A 16,581-nucleotide genomic window follows, 5' to 3' on the forward strand; every position below is an offset into this window, starting at 1 on the left:
TCAGAGCCAGCGTTCGCGCAACGCGGGCTTGAGCCAGGCGGCCGGCGACGAGATCGACAGGCCGCCGTCGACCGCGATCGACGTGCCGGTCACGAACGAGGCGGCATCGGAGGCGAGGAACGCCACGACGGCGGCGACCTCCTCCGGACGCCCGATCCGGCCGAGGGGGTAGCCCTCGCTCTCGCCGGTGTCGGTCGCGGAGATGCTCCCCGGCTGCACGGCGTTGACGCGGATGCCGAGCGGGCCGTAGTCGAGCGCCAGCTGCCGCACGAGCCCGTCGACCCCGGCCTTGGCGGCGGCGTACGCGGGGAGCGCGGGAGCGGCGAGCGAGGAGTTCACCGAGGTCACCGCGACGATCGATGAGCCCGGTGCGAGACGGGGGAGCGCGGCGCGGGCCACGAAGAACGCCGAGTCCAGCGTCGCGCCGATGGCGCCGCGCCAGTCCTCGTCGCTCGTCGCGTCCGCCCGGCCGATCGGCATGCGAGCGGCGGCGAGCACGACGACGTCGATGCGGCCCAGGGCCGCCTCGGCATCCGCGACGGCGAGATCCGCGGCATCCGGTCGGCTGCAGTCGGCGACGAGGTACTGCTCGAAGACGGGGTCCGTCGAGTGCTCGAGTCCGACGCCGACGACCGCATCCCCGCTCTCCGTGAAGGCGCGGGCGATCGCGAGCCCGATGTCGGAGCCGCCGCCGATCAGCAGCACGCCACGGTGGCTCACACGCGCACCGTGGTCGGCACCGGCGGGAGGTCCAGTTCCTCGATCACGAGCTTGACCGCCGCGCGGCTGCCGGCGTCGAGGCGCGAGGCGGGGTAGCGCACCGTGGCGTGCTCGATCACGCCGCGCGCGACGAGCACCTCCTTGTGCACCGCCCACGCGATGCCGCCCTGCAGACCGATGAGCACGAGAGGGAGCATACGACGGAAGTCCGCCCGCGCCTCCTCGACGCGCCCCTCGACGAACTGCGCGAGCACGGGAGCGAGGAGGTCGGGGAACTCACATGCGGGCATCGTGCCGACCGCGCCGCGGGCATACTCCTCGAGGCAGAACTGCGCGTTCTGCCCGCCCAGCACCGCGAAGCGGCTGTCGCCGATAGCATCGACGACAGCGCCGACCTTGGGGGCCGTCGGGGGCGCCTCGACCTTCACGGAGTCGACGCCGTCGAGACGGGCCAGCTCCGCGATCAGCGCGGGTGTCATGGCGACTCCGGTGACGCCGGGGGCGTCCTGCACCATGACCGACAGCGAGGTGGCGGCGGCGACGTCGCCGTAGAAGTCGACGAGGGTTCCGGCGGGAGGCTTGACCATGAACGGCGGCAGCACCATCAGCGCGTCGGCGCCGCCCTCTTCGGCCAGGAGCGCCTGCTCGATCGAGGTGGCCGTGGAGGTGCCGTTGACGCCGGCGATCACGGGGACGCGTCCGTCGACGAGCTGCACGACGTCGTCGAGGATGGCTCGGCGCTCCTCCGTCGTGAGGGCGAACCCTTCGCTCGCCATCCCGAAGACGGCGACGCCGTCGACTCCGGAGGCGAGCTGGAACTCGACCAGGCGGCGCAGGCCGGCGCGGTCGAGGGCGCCCGTCTCGTCGAACGGCGTCGCCAGGATGGGCATCAGGCCCTGGAGTGTCGGAGCCATCGGCTTCTTCCCCGCTTCTTCATCGTGTGCGCAATTCTCGCAAGTGTTATGCATATTGTGAGATAGTCTGCCACATAACGGTTATGACCTACCACTGAAAGATGACACGGATGTCACGTTCCCCGCTCTCCCGCACCGTCGAGATCCTCTCCGACGCGAGATACGTCCAGGCCGAGTCGCCGCGCTGGGACGGCCGCGACGGCGGCCTCGCCTGGATCGACATGGCAACCGGCGCGTTCCACCGCGGCCGCCTCGAGCAGGGGAGAGTCGTCCCGGAATCCGCCGTGCGCGTGGGGGACCAGATCGGTGCGCCCGTCCCGCTCGCCGCGCCGGGGACCGGCTGGGCGGTCGCGGTCGACCGGGGCGTCGTCCACGTGAGCGATGCCGGCGTCGTCTCGCCGCTCGTGACGGATGTCGCGGCTCCCGGCCACTACATGAACGACGGCGGTGCAGATCCCTCCGGCCGGTTCTGGGTCGGCAGCCAGTCCATGCCGCGTGCACCGCACTGCGCGCTCTGGAGCCTCGAGTCCGACGGGACCATGACAGAGCGCCTCGCCGGGGTGACGGTCTCGAACGGGCTCGCGTTCGATCGGACAGGATCGACCCTCTACTACATCGACACGCTCCCGCACCGGAGTATCGAGGCGTTCGACGTCGCACCCGACGGGCGTCTCTCGCGTCGCCGCACCGTCTGCGAGGTCGACGGCGGCAACCCCGACGGCATGACGATCGACGACGAGGGCATGCTGTGGGTGGCGGTGTGGGATGCCGGCGAGGTGCGACGCTTCTCGCCGACCGGGCTGCTGCTCGAGACGGTCGCTCTTCCCGCGCGTCGACCGACGGCTGTCGCGCTCGTCGATCGCCTGCTGGTGATCACGACGGCGAGCATCGGGCTGTCGCAGCCCACCGACGCGGATGGTGCGCTGCTCGGCGTCGAAGTCGAGGTCGGCGGTTCGCCGGCGTCGCCGTGGAGCGGGGAGCCGGTGCGATGAGTGTGGTCGACAACCAGCAGCTGCGGGAGCGGATCGATGCGGAGCGCATCGTCGCGATCCTCCGGGGGACCGATGTCGATGCCACGGTCGACGCGGCGCTGACGCTGATCGACGCCGGCATCCTCACCCTGGAGATCGCCCTCACCCTGGAGGGTGCGGAAGAGGCGATCGTCCAGGTCGTGCAGACTGCCCGGCCGGAGGCGCTCATCGGCGCGGGCACGGTCCTCACCGAGGCGGACGCGGATCGTGCGCTGTCAGCGGGGGCGCAGTTCCTCGTCACGCCCACGCTCGCCGCGTCGGTGGAGTATGCGGTCCGCCAGGGCGTCGGCGTCCTGCCCGGCGTCTACACGCCGACAGAGATCCAGCGCGGCCTGGACCTGGGCGCGGCGGCCGTGAAGCTCTTCCCGGCCTCGGCTCTCGGGCCGGGGTTCATCCGCGCGGTCCACGACCCGTTCCCGGAAGCCCGGATCATCCCCGTCGGCGGAGTGGGCGTCGACACCATCGGCGCGTACTTCGCCGCAGGAGCCTTCGCGGTCGGCGTCGGGGGACCGCTGGTCGGCGACGCGGCGACTCCCGGGGGAGATCGGATCGCGCTCGCCGCGAGAGCGCGGGAGTTCGTCGCGGCCGTCCGCAGATGAGAGAAGGGCCGGGCACCCGCAGGTGCCCGGCCCTTCCCGATCGGATGCCGATCAGTGCGTGTCTTCCGCCTCGATCTCGGTGCGGTCGCCCGACCACTGCGTGTGGAAGGTGCCCGGCTTGTCGATGCGCTTGTAGGTGTGCGCGCCGAAGAAGTCGCGCTGGCCCTGCACGAGGGCAGCGGGGAGGCGGTCGGCGCGGATGCCGTCGTAGTACGACAGCGACGACGAGAACGCCGGGGCCGGGATGCCGGCCTGCGCGGCCGCGACGACCACGCGACGCCACGGCGCCTGAGCACGCGTGATCGCTTCGGTGAAGTACGGAGCGGTCAGCAGCACGGGCAGGCCGGGTTCTGCGGCGTAGGCGTCGGCGATGCGGTTCAGGAACTGGGCGCGGATGATGCAGCCGCCGCGCCAGATCTTCGAGATCGCGCCGAGGTCGATGTTCCAGCCGTACTCGGCGGCGCCGGCACGGATCTCGTCGAAGCCCTGCGAGTACGCGACGATCTTCGACGCGTACAGCGCCAGGCGGACGTCCTCGATGAACGCGGCCTCGTCGGTCACCGTGAAGCTGGGTCCCTGAGCCTGTCGAAGGGCGTCGGGGCCGGGCAGGGCCGTGGCGACCTCGCGCTGCTCCGGGTGCGAGGAGAGCGAACGGGCGAAGGTGGCCTCCGCGATGCCCGAGACGGGCACACCGAGGGACAGGGCGGTCTGCACGGTCCACGCGCCGGTGCCCTTGGCGCCGGCCTGGTCGAGGATGACGTCGACGAGCGGCTTGCCGGTCTCGGCGTCGACCTGGCGGAGCACCTCGGCGGTGATCTCGATCAGGTACGACTCCAGCTCGCCCCGGTTCCACTCGGCGAAGATGTCGGCGATCTCGGCGGGGGTCTTGCCCGTGCCGCGGCGGATGAGGTCGTAGGCCTCGGCGATGAGCTGCATGTCGGCGTACTCGATGCCGTTGTGCACCATCTTGACGAAGTGTCCCGCGCCGTCGTGGCCGACGTGCGTGACGCACGGCTCGCCCTCGGCGACCGCGGCGATGGACTTCAGGATCGGGCCGAGCGTGACCCACGACTCGTCCGAGCCGCCGGGCATGATCGAGGGACCCGTGAGGGCGCCCTCCTCGCCACCGGAGATCCCGGCGCCGACGAAGTTGATGCCGGTCTCGCGGACCGCCTTCTCGCGGCGGATCGTATCGGGGAAGTAGGCGTTGCCACCGTCGACGATGATGTCGCCCGGTTCGAAGACCTCGACCAGCGAGTCGATCACGGCATCCGTCGGGCCGCCGGCCTTGACCATGATGATCGCGGTCCGCGGCTTCTGCAGCGAATCGGCGAACTCCTGATAGGTCTGCGCGGGGACGAACCCGGCTTCCGGGTGCTCGTCGAGGAGCGTGCGGGTCTTCTCATAGCTGCGGTTGAAGATCGCCACGGTGTTGCCCTCGCGGCTGGCGAGGTTGCGGGCGAGATTCGAACCCATGACGGCGAGTCCGACGACTCCGATGTTCGCTGATGCTTCGGGCACAGAAGGCTCCTCGATCGTGAAGAAGGGGTCCTTTTAGCGTATCGCTGTGTCACGGGTCGTTGCGCCCTGTGACATCCGCCCGCGCACGGCCCCTACGCTGGTCGGATCGAGACGTTCCGAGGAGGATCAGCGTGGGAGAGACCGAGACCAGACTGCGAGCGGTCGTGGCGGTGCCGCTGCCGGAGGAGCTGTGCGTGCTCATCGAGGAGCTCGAGCCGCGCCTGGAGGTCATCCGCGATCATTCGCTGACGCATCCCGCGCGGTGGGCCGCCGACTGGTCCGGCGACCCGGAGCACACGCGCACACCGGCCGAGCAGCAGGCCTTCGACGCGATGGTCGACTCGGCCGACGTCCTCTTCGGTGCTCCCGACGTCGACGCCGACGCGCTCGCGCGCACGATCGCGGCGAACCCGAGACTGCGCTGGGTCATGACGACGGCGGCGGGCGGCGGGAGCACCGTGAAGGCCGCGGGTCTCTCTCGCGCCGACCTCGACCGGGTCGTCTTCAGCACGAGTGCCGGCGTGCACGGCGGAACGCTCGCCGAGTTCTCCGTCTTCGCGGTGCTGGCCGGCGCGAAGGGGCTTCCCCGTCTGCTGGCCGACCAGCGCAGCCGGACCTGGCCCGACCGATGGCAGATGCGGCAGCTCGACGAGATGACGGTGCTGATCGTGGGGATCGGCGGCATCGGGGCGGAGTGCGCGCGACGCTTCCACGCCCTCGGTGCTCGGGTCTGGGGGACGACGCGCTCGGGCGAGCCCGTCGACGGCGTGGACAGGCTCGTCCCGCTCGACCGGCTCACGGACGCGGTCGGCGAGGTCGACGCGATCGTCGTGACGCTCCCCGGTACGGCGCAGACACATCACCTCATCGGGGAGGAGGTCCTCGCCGCCGTGAAGCCCGGCATGATCCTCACGAACGTGGGTCGGGGCACGGTCGTCGACGAGGTCGCCCTGCTCGAGGCGCTCGACGACGGCAGGGTGGCGTTCGCCGGTCTCGACGTGTTCGAGAACGAACCCCTCGACGCCGCATCCCCGCTGTGGGATCACCCTGGCGTGCTCGTGAGTCCGCACACGGCGGCGATCAACTCGAACGAGGAGGAGCGCATCGCGCGTCGGTTCGCCGAGAACGCCACGCGACTTCTCGACGGCCTGCCGCTGCGCGCCGTGGTCGACACGGTCGAGTTCTACTGAGAGGGCGCCGAGGCGCCCGAGGGCTCAGTCCTTGCGGTAGCCGGAACGGCCGAGAGAGAACAGGGCGGCGAAGCTGCCGACGACGGCGCACACGCTCATCGCACCGATCAGCCACAGGAGTACGTGCGAGAGGAAGGCGCCGTCGAGCATGGGGTTCTCCGTGATCTGCAGATAAGGACCGGTGTCATCAGCCTATCGGGTGATCCGGTACCATTGATCTCGTACCTCGGCGAGGGATGCTTCTGCGCGTGCGCTGGCATCCGTTATCGACGCGGCGAAGCAAGCCCGGTGGCTTTCCTCACGCGTCTGCGTTCGAGCTCACAATTCCAAGACCACCGCGCGGCGCCTTCGCTGCGTGTCCTGAAGGAGAACCGCATGTCTGAAGACACCAAGGTCCACGCCGAGCTCCGCGAGAGCTTCGGCAAGGGCTTCGCCCGTCGCCTCCGCGCCGCCGGCAAGATCCCCGCCGTCATCTACGGCCACGGCACCGAGCCGGTGCACGTCGCACTGCCGGGCCACCAGGTCTCGCTCATCATCCGCCGCGCCAACGCGCTGCTGGAGCTCGACATCGAGGGCAAGGAGCAGCTCGCCCTGGTCAAGGACGTCCAGAAGGACCCCGTGCACCAGATCATCGAGCACATCGACCTGCTCGTGGTGAAGAAGGGCGAGAAGGTCACGATCGACGTCCCCGTCATCGTCACCGGCGAGTCCGCTCCCGGCACGATCGTCAACCAGGACGCCAACACCCTGTCGATCGAGGCCGAGGCCACGCACATCCCGCAGAACCTCGAGGTCTCCGTCGAGGGGCTCGAGGAGGGCGCGCACATCACCGCCGCCGACGTGAAGCTCCCCAAGGGCTCGACCCTGCTCGCCGACCCCGAGGTCCTCGTCGTCGCGATCTCCGTGCCGGCTGAGCAGGACCTGGGCGAGGACGACGCCGCCGCCGAGAGCACCGAGGGTGCTGCCGAGGGCGAAGCAGCAGCCGAGGAGGCCGCTGCGGAGTGATCTCCGACAGTTTCAGGACAGAGGGGACGCGATCGGATCGCGTCCCCTCTGTCGTATCCTGACCGGGCCTCCGCACAGGACCCGGCGCGAAAGGACGAGGACATGTCATCCACCTGGCTGGTGGTGGGGCTCGGCAATCCGGGCCCGCGCTACGAGGCGACCCGGCACAACATCGGTCAGATGGTCGTCGACGAGCTCGCGGCACGTCGCAGCGAAGCCTTCCGCGAGCACAAGGGCGGCGCACGCGTCGTCGAGACGTGGCTCAAGCCGGGCGCCGACAAGCTGGTCCTCGCCAAGCCGAACACGTTCATGAACGTGTCGGGGACCCCCGTCGCGGCACTGGCGCGCTTCTATTCGGTGCCGGTCGAGCAGGTCGTCGTCGTGCACGACGAGCTGGACATCCCCTTCGACACGGTGAAGCTCAAGACCGGTGGGGGGCACGGCGGGCACAACGGAGTGCGCGATGTCGCGCGCGCTCTCGGGACCGCCGACTTCCCGCGCGTGCGGGTGGGCATCGGCCGGCCGGCGGGACGCCAGGATCCGGCCGACTGGGTGCTCGCGCCCTTCGGCAAGGAGGAACGGCCGAACCTGCCGATCCTCATCTCGGACGCGGCGGACGCGGTCGAACTGCTCGTGGCTGAAGGCCTTCTGGCCGCCCAGCAGAAGCATCACGCCCCGCGCTGAGCCGCTGCACGGGGGCGAGGCGAGCGTCAGCTCGCGAAGTCGATGAACCCGGCCGCGCTGCCCGCGGAGAACGCGAAGAGCAGCACGACGAAGAAGATCATCGGGGCGATCACTGCGACGACCAGCGCGCCGATGCCCGCGCCGCGTCCCTGCTTCTTGCGGATGGCGATGATGCCGATCACGATCGCCGCGATGCCGAGGATCGTGCCGGTCCAGAACGACAGCTCTGCCCACAGCACCTGGTCGCGGGCGGGGGAGAGCGCGCTCAGGACGTCGTCGGTCGTGGTGGAGATGCCTTCGGGCAGACGGCGCCCGATCTCGAATCCGGCGACGCCGACGACGATCGGCGTGACGACGGCGGCGACGACCGCGAAGATCAGCGCGAGGATGCCGAGGAAGCCGGATGCGCGCGGGGCCGCGTCGGGGACTGTGTAGGCCCCGGTCGGGACGGCGTAGCCGCCGACGGGCACCTGGTAGGCCCCCGGAGGCGCCGCCTGGGGAGCGGGTGCCACGGGGTAGGCCGGAGCGGTCTGGTAGGCGGGCGGTGCCGGAGGAGTGACCGGGGCCTGATACGCCGGCGGTGCCGGAGGAGCTGCCGCCGGTGCCGGCGGCGCCGCGGGGAACGCCGGGGGAGGCGGGGGGACCGCACCGAACGGCGCAGGCGGAACGGGAGGAACGGCGCCGGACGGAGGTGGCAGCTGCGGATCGGTCACGACCCCCATCCTAGAGGCGTGCTCAGACGCGGCGGAGCAGACCCACCCGGTCGTAGACGTCGGACAGGGTCGCGTCGGCGACGGCATCCGCTCGTCCGGCGTTGTCCGCCAGGATGCGGTCGAGCTCGGCGGGGTCGTCGAGGAGCTCGAGGGCGCGGGCGCGCACCGGCTCGAACTCGTTCACCACGACCTCGGCGAGGCCCTTCTTGAAGTCGCCGTACCCGCGGCCGGCGTAGTCGTCTTCGATCGCGGCGACCTGTCGGCCCGTGAGGGCCGCGTAGATCGTCAGCAGGTTCGAGACGCCCGGCTTGTTCTCGCGGTCGAAGCGCACGGATCCTTCGTTGTCGGTCACGGCGCGCATGATCTTCTTCGCGGACTTCGCCGGGTCGTCGAGCATCCACAGCACGCCCGCGTCGCTCTCCGCCGACTTCGACATCTTCGACGTCGGGTTCTGCAGATCGTAGATCCGCGCCGTCTCCTTCTGGATCACCGGCATCGGCACCGTGAACGTGGCCCCGAAGCGGGAGTTGAATCGCTCGGCGAGGTCGCGCGTCAGCTCGACGTGCTGCTTCTGGTCGTCGCCCACCGGCACCACATCGGTCTGATACAGCAGGATGTCGGCCGCCATGAGGACCGGGTACGTGAACAGGCCGACGCTGGTCGCGTCCTGTCCGTATCGGGCCGACTTGTCCTTGAACTGGGTCATCCGGCCGGCCTCGCCGAAACCGGTGATGGTGCTGAGGATCCACGCCAGCTCGGCGTGCGCGCGCACGTGCGACTGCACGTACAGCGTCGACAGCGACGGCTCGATGCCCGCCGCGATGTACTGGGCTGCGGTGCGTCGGGTCTTCTCGCGCAGCTCCTTCGGGTCCTGTGCGACGGTGAGCGCGTGCAGGTCGACGACCGAGAAGTAGGCGTCATAGGACGTCTGCAGGTCCCGCCATTGGAGGAGTGCGCCGATGTAGTTGCCGATCTGGAGGGAGTCGGCGGAGGGCTGCATTCCGGAGTACAGGCGAGGTTTCGTCACGACATCAATCCTATGGGGATGCCGGTGGCCGATCTGCGCGTCGGGGCGTTCTACGCTGTGGGCATGATGTTCGCCGCTCTTCGGACCTCCCGCACCCCGCGACGGCGAGACCGCGCCGTCTACGTCGAGATCCTCATCGACGCGCCGATCGAGACGATCTGGGACCTCACCCAGACGCCCGAGCAGCATGCGCGGTGGGACGGACGGTTCTCCGCCATCATCCCGACGCGGGAGCGGGCGAACGGTGCGCAGGAGTTTTGCTACGAGCTCGATCTCGGGATCCACACGATCCGCGGCACCGGCGTCTCGCTCGGCGACCGACGAGGGAAGGCGGGTGAGCGCACGTCGGCCCTCGCCTTCGACACGTCCGACCGGCTGTCCCCGCTCGGAGCCGGTCGCGGGTACTGGCGATACGTGCCGACGCCCGAGGGCGTCCGATTCCTCACCGGCTACGACTACGCGCCGGGATGGGGGCTCATCGGCCGCGTGCTCGATCCGCTCGTCACCCGCCGCTTCGTCTGGTGGCTCACGGCGTGGAGCTTCGATCGCCTTCGTCTGTGGGCCGAGGACGGCGTCCCACCGGAGGAGACCGGCTGGTGGCGCTCGCTCCGACCAGGACGGCGCCCGCGCGCCCGCGCCCGCCGGTGCCGGAAGCGCCCTGTCCGGACCGGCGGCAGGACCATCATGCAGAACGCGCCGGCGACATTGACGGAGATCGCCGTATGAGCGCGCAGGGCGTGTTCGAACGCGCTCTCGGCGACGACTTCGCGCGCCTGCATCCGCAGATGAGGAAGCGCTTCGGCGTCGGGGTCGGTGCCGGCTACGGCTGCATCGGCCGCGGGGTGATGACCGAGGTCCGGCGCGGGCCCTGGTGGACGCTTCCCTTTCTCATGATCGGGACGATGCGCAACATCATGTTCCCCGAGCGGGGTCGCGACATCCCCTTCCAGATCGACAATCACGCCTACATCGACAGTCTCGGCAGGGAGACCGTCACCTTCGTGCGGACGATGACGATCCGGCCGGGCAGGCGACGCCGGTTCGACGCGACGATGATCTACAGCGAGAAGCGGGGGAGGATCGTCGACTATCTCGGCACGCATCAGCACCTCGCCGTCGACCTCGACCTCGCCGTCACCGACGAGGGGGGCCTCCGGCTGTCGTCGGGTCCCCAGCGCTTCTATGAGGGCCCCCTCGCCTTCCGCTTCCCGATGCTCTTCAGCGGACGAGCGCACCTGGTCGAGCGCTTCGACGACGAGCGGGGGTGTTTCGTGATCGACCTCGAGGTGCGCAACGACCTGCTGGGGTTCCTCTTCGGCTATCGCGGCACCTTCGTCTGCGAGTTCCCGGAGGGCGCGGAGGTGCCCGAGACGGTGAAGCCCACCCGCGAGGAGGTGCGCGAGTGACCGCCAGGGGCGAGGTCTTCCTCGCGGCGCTGGGACCGGATGCCGAGCGCCTGCACCCGGAGATCCTCGCGCAGATGCGGGCCCCGGCGGGGGTCGACCGCGCAGAGGGCGTGTTCACGGTCGCGGGCAGCCGCTTCGGGCGGCTCGGCATCCTCGCTCTGCCGGTGGTGGGACCGCGGATGCTGGTCACCCGCTTCGGGCGGGATGTGCCCTTCTCGCTCCGGACGCGTGCCGGTCGCACGTCGTCCGGGCGCGCGACACTCGACACGACCAGGGAGTTCCGCTTCCCCGGCACGACGCAGTTCATCTCCGACAGGCTCACCGTGAGCGTGGTGCCCGGCCTCGTGCGCAATCTGCTGGGCGCGCGGGGGCGCGTCGAGCTCATCGAGGAGTGCAGTGTGACGGCGCAGGGCGCGCTGCGGATGCGGACGCGCCGGATCGCCCTGCGCCTGTGGGGCCGTCGCTTCGCTCTGCGCGGCATCCTCGGCATCTCGGTCGATCTCGAGGACGGCTGGGACGAGGCGCAGAAGCGGCGCACGATCGAGATGCGCGCTACGAACCCGCTGGTGGGGACCATCCTCGAGTACCGCGGCTGGTACCGGCACCGCGACGAAGATCAGCCGACCCCGCAATAGGAGAAGACGGTGGTGGTCGGGTGCGCCGACTGCGAGACTTCCTGCATGTCCTCCACGCAGAGCCCTGCCGTCGGAGGCGGTGTGCGGATCGTCGGCATCGTCCTGACCGTCCTCGTCGGCGTGCCCTTCCTCTTCTTCGCCTGGATCGCACTGAGCAGCCGATTCGCGTCGGGCAGCGCGGATCCGCACGGATACGCACTCATCTTCGGCACGTTCCTGGCACTCGTCGCGGGAATCGCGCTCGCGCTCGTCGTCCCGCTGATGTTCCGCTCCGGACAGCGCGGTTCCGCCTACCTCGGGAGCCTGATCGTCTACGTGCTCGTCGCGGCCGCGCTGATCATCTCTCTGATCACGGCCTGACGCGCGGCGGTCGGAGTCGACCGGATCGCGGTCAGAAGGTGTAGTCGACGACCACCGGCGCGTGGTCGCTCCAGCGCTGGTCGTAGGCGGCGGCCCGAGCGACGTGGTACGTCTGCACGCGCTCCGCCAGTGCCGGCGTCGCGAGGTGGTAGTCGATGCGCCACCCGGAGTCGTTGTCGAACGCCTGGCCCCGCATCGACCACCACGTGTACGGGCCGTCGACCTCGCCGTGGAAGCGACGTCCGACGTCGACCCAGCCGAGGCCGGTGCCCACCGAGCCGTCGACGCCCGTCACCTGTGCGCCGGCCTCACCCAGGAAGCGGTCGAAGTAGGCCCGCTCGCGGGGGAGGAAGCCCGCCTTCTTGCGGTTGCCGCGCCAGTTCTTGATGTCGAGCTCGCGGTGCCCCACGTTGAGGTCGCCGGTCACCAGCGCCAGCGCGTCGTCGGCACCCAGCTCGGCGAGACGGGTGGCGAAGGCGTCGAGGAACTTCCACTTCTCCTCCTGCTTCGGGGTGTCGGCCTCGCCCGAGTGCACGTACGCGCTCACGACGGTGATCGGACGATCACCGATGCGGAAGTCGGCTTCGATCCAGCGCCCCTTCGAGTCGAAGTCGTCGGGACCGAGCGTGGTGCGCGAGGCGAGGGCCGGCGTGCGGCTGGCGATCGCGACGCCCGCGCGACCCTTGGCGGTGGCCTCGTCGTGCACGAAGGACCAGCCCGGCAGTGCGGCCTCGAGATGCTCGTCCTGTCCGCGGACCTCCTGCAGCGTGAGGATGTCGATGTCGGCGGCGTCGAGCCACGAGCTCATGCCGTTTCGAGCGGCCGCTCGGATTCCGTTGACGTTGACCGAGGCGATACGCAGATGGGGCATGGACACAAGCCTAACGAGCGCCGCCGACATCCCGAGACGGCCGGTGCAGGTCCGTCAGGAGGCGCTGAGCGAGCGGCGTCGGCTCCGGCGAGGGAGGCGCAGACGCCTCGAGCGCCGCGAGCTCCGCCTCGGCATCCCGCACCGCTCGTCCCGCCTGCCAGGCGCGGTACCAGGGCGCGCCGTCACGAGCGACCTCCGCCTCGCGCAGGCGGATGCGCGCGGCCGACACCAGCGTCCGATGCTCCGCGGCGCGTCGTTCCGCCTCGGTCTGCGACAGCAGCGGGAGATCGCGGTCCAGCGCGGTGACCGCGATCCAGGAGGACGCCACCAGCATCACCACGCCGTTCACGCGGAACCACAGCAGGAGGCCGATGAAGATCGCGAAGGTGGCGAGCAGCGGATTCGACGGCGTGTAGCTCAGCAGGAACCCCGCACCGTACTGGAGGATCGTCATCGCGCCGCCGCCGAGGAGAGCGCCCGGCCAGATGACGCGCCAGTCCAGCGACGTCCCGGTGAGGAACCGCACCATGGCGGCCAGGGCCGAGGAGAGCAACGCGAACGAGACGAGCACGGTGCCGAGGCGGATGCTGATGTTGATGCCGTCGGAACCGGAGTCCCAGTCGAGCAGGCTGAGCGCCCAGCTCAGGGCCGCAGCGCTCGCGGAGCTGAGGATCGAGCCGACGATGAGGGCGACTCCGAACAGGAGCGCCGCCAGCAGGTCGCGCGCCTTGAGGAGCACGTAGCTGCGCAGGTCCGGCGGCAGGCCGAAGATGTCCCTGGTCGCGCGCCGCGAGAACGTCACCCATCCGATGGCCGTCCAGATCACGGTGCCGAGGGCGATCAGACCCGTGACGCTGAGCACTCCGGTCGTGCTCGCGGCGATCTCCTTCACCTGCTCGGGGGTGAACACTCCGCCCTGCTCCTCGATCAGGTGGGGTATGTAGCTGTTGATGATCTCGATCATGCCGTCGACGGCCTCGGTGCTTCCCCCGAGCCAGAGACCCGCGATGGCGAAGGCGAGATAGATCGCCGCGAAGATCGCGAACAGGGCCTGATAGCTCACGCCCGCCGCGAGGAGGAAGCCGTTGTGCTGGAGGAAGTGACGCCACACCCGCACGGGGAACAGGCCGAGCGTCCGCTGCGTCAGCGCTGTCGCGCGCTCGACGGCGGCATCGAGGCGACCGGGCTCGGCTGCGGCGCGATCGGGATCAGACACGCTCTCACCCTATCCACACAGCGAGAACGGGCGGGCTCCCGAAGGAGTCCGCCCGTTCTCGTCCGACGATGCGCCGCGTCAGGGGCGTCCGCGGAGGACGGCCTGCTTGACCTCGGCGATGGCCTTGGTCACCTCGATGCCGCGGGGGCATGCCTCGGAGCAGTTGAAGGTCGTGCGGCAGCGCCAGACGCCTTCCTTGTCGTTGAGGATGTCGAGACGCACCGCGGCGTTGTCGTCGCGCGAGTCGAAGATGAAGCGGTGCGCGTTCACGATCGCGGCCGGACCGAAGTACTGTCCGTCGGTCCAGAACACCGGGCACGACGAGGTGCACGCGGCGCACAGGATGCACTTGGTGGTGTCGTCGAAGATCTCGCGGTCGGCGATGGTCTGGACGCGCTCCTTGCCCTTCTCCGGCACGGAGCTCGCGACGAGGAACGGCTGCACCTCGCGGTACGACGCGAAGAACGGCTCCATGTCGACGACGAGGTCCTTCTCCAGCGGCAGTCCCTTGATCGCCTCGACGTAGATCGGCTTCGAGATGTCGAGGTCCTTGATCAGGGTCTTGCAGGCGAGGCGGTTGCGTCCGTTGATGCGCATGGCGTCGGAACCGCAGATGCCGTGGGCGCAGGAGCGGCGGAACGTGAGCGACCCGTCGACCTCCCACTTGATCTTGTGCAGGGCGTCGAGCACGCGGTCGGTGGAGTAGAGCTCCACGTCGTAGTCGACCCAGTGCGGCTCGGCGTCGACCTCGGGGTCGAACCGGCGGATGTTGAACGTGACGATGAAGGACTGGATGCCGGTCTCTTCGGTCGTGCTCGCGGGGGATTCTGCGATGGCGGTGGACATGCTCAGTACTTCCTCTCCATCGGCGGGTAGTTGAACTCGCCCTGCTCGTTCTTCGTGAACACGACGGGCTTCCAGTCCAGCTTGATGTGGTCGCTCGGCGTCGAGGAGTGCGGGTCTCCCGTCAGATACGCCATCGTGTGCTTCATGTACTTCTCGTCGTCGCGCTTCGGGAAGTCGTCGCGCATGTGGCCGCCGCGGCTCTCCTGGCGGTTCTGGGCGGCGTAGACGACGACCTCGGCGATGTCGAGGAGGAAGCCCAGCTCGACGGCCTCGAGCAGGTCGGTGTTGAACCGCTGGCCCTTGTCGTCGACGTGCACGTTCATGTAGCGGTCGCGCAGCTCCTTGATGACGCCCAGCACATGCTCGAGGGACTCGTGCGTGCGGAAGACCTGCGCACCCTTGTCCATCTCGTCCTGCAGGGCCTTGCGGAGCACGGCGATGCGCTCGGTGCCCTGGTTGTTGCGCAGGCCCTCGAGCATGCCGGAGACGAAGGCCGCCGGGTTCTCGGGGAGCGGCACGAACTCGGCCGTCTTGACGTACTCGACGGCCTTGCGGCCGGCGCGCTTGCCGAACACGTTGATGTCGAGCAGCGAGTTGGTGCCCAGTCGGTTGGCGCCGTGCACCGAGACGCAGGCGCACTCGCCGGCGGCGTACAGGCCCGGCACGACGGTGTCGTTGTCGGCCAGCACCTCGGCGTCGTTGTTGGTGGGGATGCCGCCCATCGCGTAGTGCGCGGTCGGCATCACCGGCACCGGCTCGACGACCGGGTCGACACCCAGGTACGTGCGGGCGAACTCCGTGATGTCCGGGAGCTTGGTCTCGAGCACCTCGGCACCCAGGTGGGTGCAGTCGAGGAGCACATAGTCCTTGTGGGGACCGGCGCCGCGGCCTTCCGCGACCTCCTGGACCATGCAGCGGGCGACGATGTCACGCGGGGCGAGGTCCTTGATCGTGGGGGCGTACCGCTCCATGAAGCGCTCACCCGAGGCGTTGCGCAGGATCGCGCCCTCGCCTCGCGCGCCCTCGGTGAGGAGGATGCCGAGTCCGGCGAGTCCGGTCGGATGGAACTGGAAGAACTCGAGGTCCTCGAGGGGGAGGCCCTTGCGCCAGACGATGCCGACGCCGTCACCGGTCAGGGTGTGCGCGTTCGAGGTCGTCTTGAAGATCTTGCCGAAGCCGCCGGTCGCGAAGATCACGGCCTTCGCCTGGAAGACGTGCAGCTCGCCGGTGGCGAGGTCGTAGGCGACGACGCCGGAGACCTGCGTCTTGCCGTCGGCATCCTTCACCGTCAGCAGGTCGAGCACGTAGTACTCGTTGAAGAAGTTGATGCCGAGCTTGACGCAGTTCTGGAAGAGCGTCTGCAGGATCATGTGGCCCGTGCGGTCGGCGGCGTAGCAGGCGCGGCGGACCGGGGTCTTGCCGTGCTCGGCGGTGTGGCCGCCGAATCGGCGCTGGTCGATCTTGCCCTCGGGGGTGCGGTTGAACGGCAGACCCATGTTCTCGAGGTCGATGACCGCGTCGATGGCCTCCTTCGCGAGGATCTCGGCCGCGTCCTGGTCGACGAGGTAGTCGCCGCCCTTGACGGTGTCGAAGGTGTGCCACTCCCAGGAGTCCTCCTCGACGTTCGCGAGCGCCGCCGCCATACCGCCCTGCGCCGCACCGGTGTGCGAACGGGTGGGGTAGAGCTTGGAGATCACCGCGGTCTTCGCGCCGGGTCCGGCCTCGATCGCCGCACGCATGCCGGCGCCGCCGGCGCCCACGATCACGATGTCGAACTGGTGGTAGTGCACCCCGTCGCGCACGACGGAATCCTGGGTCTCGGTAGTCACTTCTTCTTCAGCCT

General features: G+C 69.7%; 19 protein-coding genes. 9 read left to right on the plus strand and 10 right to left on the minus strand.

The genetic code is table 11. From position 1 onward, the window contains the following. Together LBN7_RS16515 and LBN7_RS16520 are read right to left on the minus strand one after the other, a co-directional pair. Positions 1 to 720, minus strand: a complete 720-nt coding sequence (locus LBN7_RS16515) for an SDR family NAD(P)-dependent oxidoreductase (protein ID WP_407360272.1) — start codon at positions 718 to 720, stop codon at positions 1 to 3. Next, positions 717 to 1,634 carry a dihydrodipicolinate synthase family protein gene (locus LBN7_RS16520; protein ID WP_116636425.1) on the minus strand — a complete coding sequence of 306 codons (918 nt, stop codon included), beginning with the start codon at positions 1,632 to 1,634 and terminating at the stop codon, positions 717 to 719. Before LBN7_RS16520 ends, LBN7_RS16515 begins: the two co-directional genes overlap by 4 nt. 110 nt (positions 1,635 to 1,744) lie before the next feature. On the opposite strand from LBN7_RS16520, the gene LBN7_RS16525 reads away from it, so the two are divergent. Continuing rightward, complete coding sequence (locus LBN7_RS16525; protein ID WP_407360273.1) at positions 1,745 to 2,626, plus strand: SMP-30/gluconolactonase/LRE family protein; 882 nt, start codon at positions 1,745 to 1,747, stop codon at positions 2,624 to 2,626. After that, positions 2,623 to 3,264, plus strand: a complete 642-nt coding sequence (locus LBN7_RS16530) for a bifunctional 4-hydroxy-2-oxoglutarate aldolase/2-dehydro-3-deoxy-phosphogluconate aldolase (protein ID WP_407360274.1) — start codon at positions 2,623 to 2,625, stop codon at positions 3,262 to 3,264. Before LBN7_RS16525 ends, LBN7_RS16530 begins: the two co-directional genes overlap by 4 nt. A gap of 51 nt (positions 3,265 to 3,315) precedes the next feature. Here LBN7_RS16530 and gndA read toward each other — a convergent pair whose 3' ends face one another. Further along, positions 3,316 to 4,785, minus strand: coding sequence for an NADP-dependent phosphogluconate dehydrogenase (gndA, locus tag LBN7_RS16535; RefSeq protein ID WP_407360275.1), 1,470 nt, complete (start codon positions 4,783 to 4,785; stop codon positions 3,316 to 3,318). Between the two features lie 131 nt (positions 4,786 to 4,916). Between gndA and LBN7_RS16540 the strand changes: the two genes are divergently transcribed. Further along, complete coding sequence (locus LBN7_RS16540) at positions 4,917 to 5,975, plus strand: D-2-hydroxyacid dehydrogenase (RefSeq protein ID WP_407360276.1); 1,059 nt, start codon at positions 4,917 to 4,919, stop codon at positions 5,973 to 5,975. A gap of 24 nt (positions 5,976 to 5,999) precedes the next feature. Here LBN7_RS16540 and LBN7_RS16545 read toward each other — a convergent pair whose 3' ends face one another. Then, entirely contained in the window at positions 6,000 to 6,125 is a 126-nt protein-coding gene (locus LBN7_RS16545) for a hypothetical protein (RefSeq protein WP_279303217.1), read from the minus strand. Between the two features lie 225 nt (positions 6,126 to 6,350). On the opposite strand from LBN7_RS16545, the gene LBN7_RS16550 reads away from it, so the two are divergent. Next, the gene (locus tag LBN7_RS16550) at positions 6,351 to 6,980 is read left to right on the plus strand and encodes a 50S ribosomal protein L25/general stress protein Ctc (protein WP_341945029.1); all 630 of its coding nucleotides are present in this window, start codon (positions 6,351 to 6,353) and stop codon (positions 6,978 to 6,980) included. Between the two features lie 102 nt (positions 6,981 to 7,082). Next, positions 7,083 to 7,664, plus strand: coding sequence for an aminoacyl-tRNA hydrolase (gene pth / locus LBN7_RS16555; protein WP_407360277.1), 582 nt, complete (start codon positions 7,083 to 7,085; stop codon positions 7,662 to 7,664). Between the two features lie 26 nt (positions 7,665 to 7,690). Here the strand turns inward: pth and LBN7_RS16560 are convergent, their stop codons facing one another. Then, a complete protein-coding gene (locus LBN7_RS16560; RefSeq protein WP_407360278.1) occupies positions 7,691 to 8,377 on the minus strand; it encodes a hypothetical protein in 687 nt (228 codons plus the stop codon). A 22-nt stretch (positions 8,378 to 8,399) separates the two neighbouring features. Beyond that, positions 8,400 to 9,404, minus strand: coding sequence for a tryptophan--tRNA ligase (gene trpS, locus LBN7_RS16565; RefSeq protein ID WP_341945032.1), 1,005 nt, complete (start codon positions 9,402 to 9,404; stop codon positions 8,400 to 8,402). Positions 9,405 to 9,422: 18 nt separating this feature from the next. On the opposite strand from trpS, the gene LBN7_RS16570 reads away from it, so the two are divergent. Genes LBN7_RS16570 through LBN7_RS16585 form a run of 4 tightly spaced genes read left to right on the plus strand, consistent with a single transcriptional unit; the run spans position 9,423 to position 11,805 of the window. Beyond that, positions 9,423 to 10,130: an SRPBCC family protein gene (locus LBN7_RS16570; RefSeq protein ID WP_407360279.1), complete on the plus strand. Its 708-nt coding sequence runs from the start codon at positions 9,423 to 9,425 to the stop codon at positions 10,128 to 10,130. Then, positions 10,127 to 10,810 carry a DUF4166 domain-containing protein gene (locus tag LBN7_RS16575; RefSeq protein WP_116636417.1) on the plus strand — a complete coding sequence of 228 codons (684 nt, stop codon included), beginning with the start codon at positions 10,127 to 10,129 and terminating at the stop codon, positions 10,808 to 10,810. Before LBN7_RS16570 ends, LBN7_RS16575 begins: the two co-directional genes overlap by 4 nt. Then, positions 10,807 to 11,445: a DUF4166 domain-containing protein gene (locus LBN7_RS16580; RefSeq protein WP_407360280.1), complete on the plus strand. Its 639-nt coding sequence runs from the start codon at positions 10,807 to 10,809 to the stop codon at positions 11,443 to 11,445. Before LBN7_RS16575 ends, LBN7_RS16580 begins: the two co-directional genes overlap by 4 nt. Before the next feature lie 45 nt (positions 11,446 to 11,490). Next, complete coding sequence (locus tag LBN7_RS16585) at positions 11,491 to 11,805, plus strand: hypothetical protein (protein ID WP_165808107.1); 315 nt, start codon at positions 11,491 to 11,493, stop codon at positions 11,803 to 11,805. Positions 11,806 to 11,836: 31 nt separating this feature from the next. Here the strand turns inward: LBN7_RS16585 and LBN7_RS16590 are convergent, their stop codons facing one another. From LBN7_RS16590 to sdhA, 4 genes are all read right to left on the minus strand, one after another. Next, positions 11,837 to 12,676 carry an exodeoxyribonuclease III gene (locus LBN7_RS16590; protein WP_407360281.1) on the minus strand — a complete coding sequence of 280 codons (840 nt, stop codon included), beginning with the start codon at positions 12,674 to 12,676 and terminating at the stop codon, positions 11,837 to 11,839. A 10-nt stretch (positions 12,677 to 12,686) separates the two neighbouring features. After that, entirely contained in the window at positions 12,687 to 13,892 is a 1,206-nt protein-coding gene (locus LBN7_RS16595; RefSeq protein ID WP_116636413.1) for a YihY/virulence factor BrkB family protein, read from the minus strand. Positions 13,893 to 13,970: 78 nt separating this feature from the next. Then, positions 13,971 to 14,738: a succinate dehydrogenase iron-sulfur subunit gene (locus LBN7_RS16600; protein WP_116636412.1), complete on the minus strand. Its 768-nt coding sequence runs from the start codon at positions 14,736 to 14,738 to the stop codon at positions 13,971 to 13,973. 2 nt (positions 14,739 to 14,740) lie between these two features. Further along, a complete protein-coding gene (gene sdhA / locus LBN7_RS16605) occupies positions 14,741 to 16,567 on the minus strand; it encodes a succinate dehydrogenase flavoprotein subunit (protein WP_116636411.1) in 1,827 nt (608 codons plus the stop codon). Positions 16,568 to 16,581 lie beyond the last annotated feature (14 nt).

The organism is Microbacterium sp. LBN7, assembly GCF_045690345.1.
Classification (GTDB): domain Bacteria; phylum Actinomycetota; class Actinomycetes; order Actinomycetales; family Microbacteriaceae; genus Microbacterium.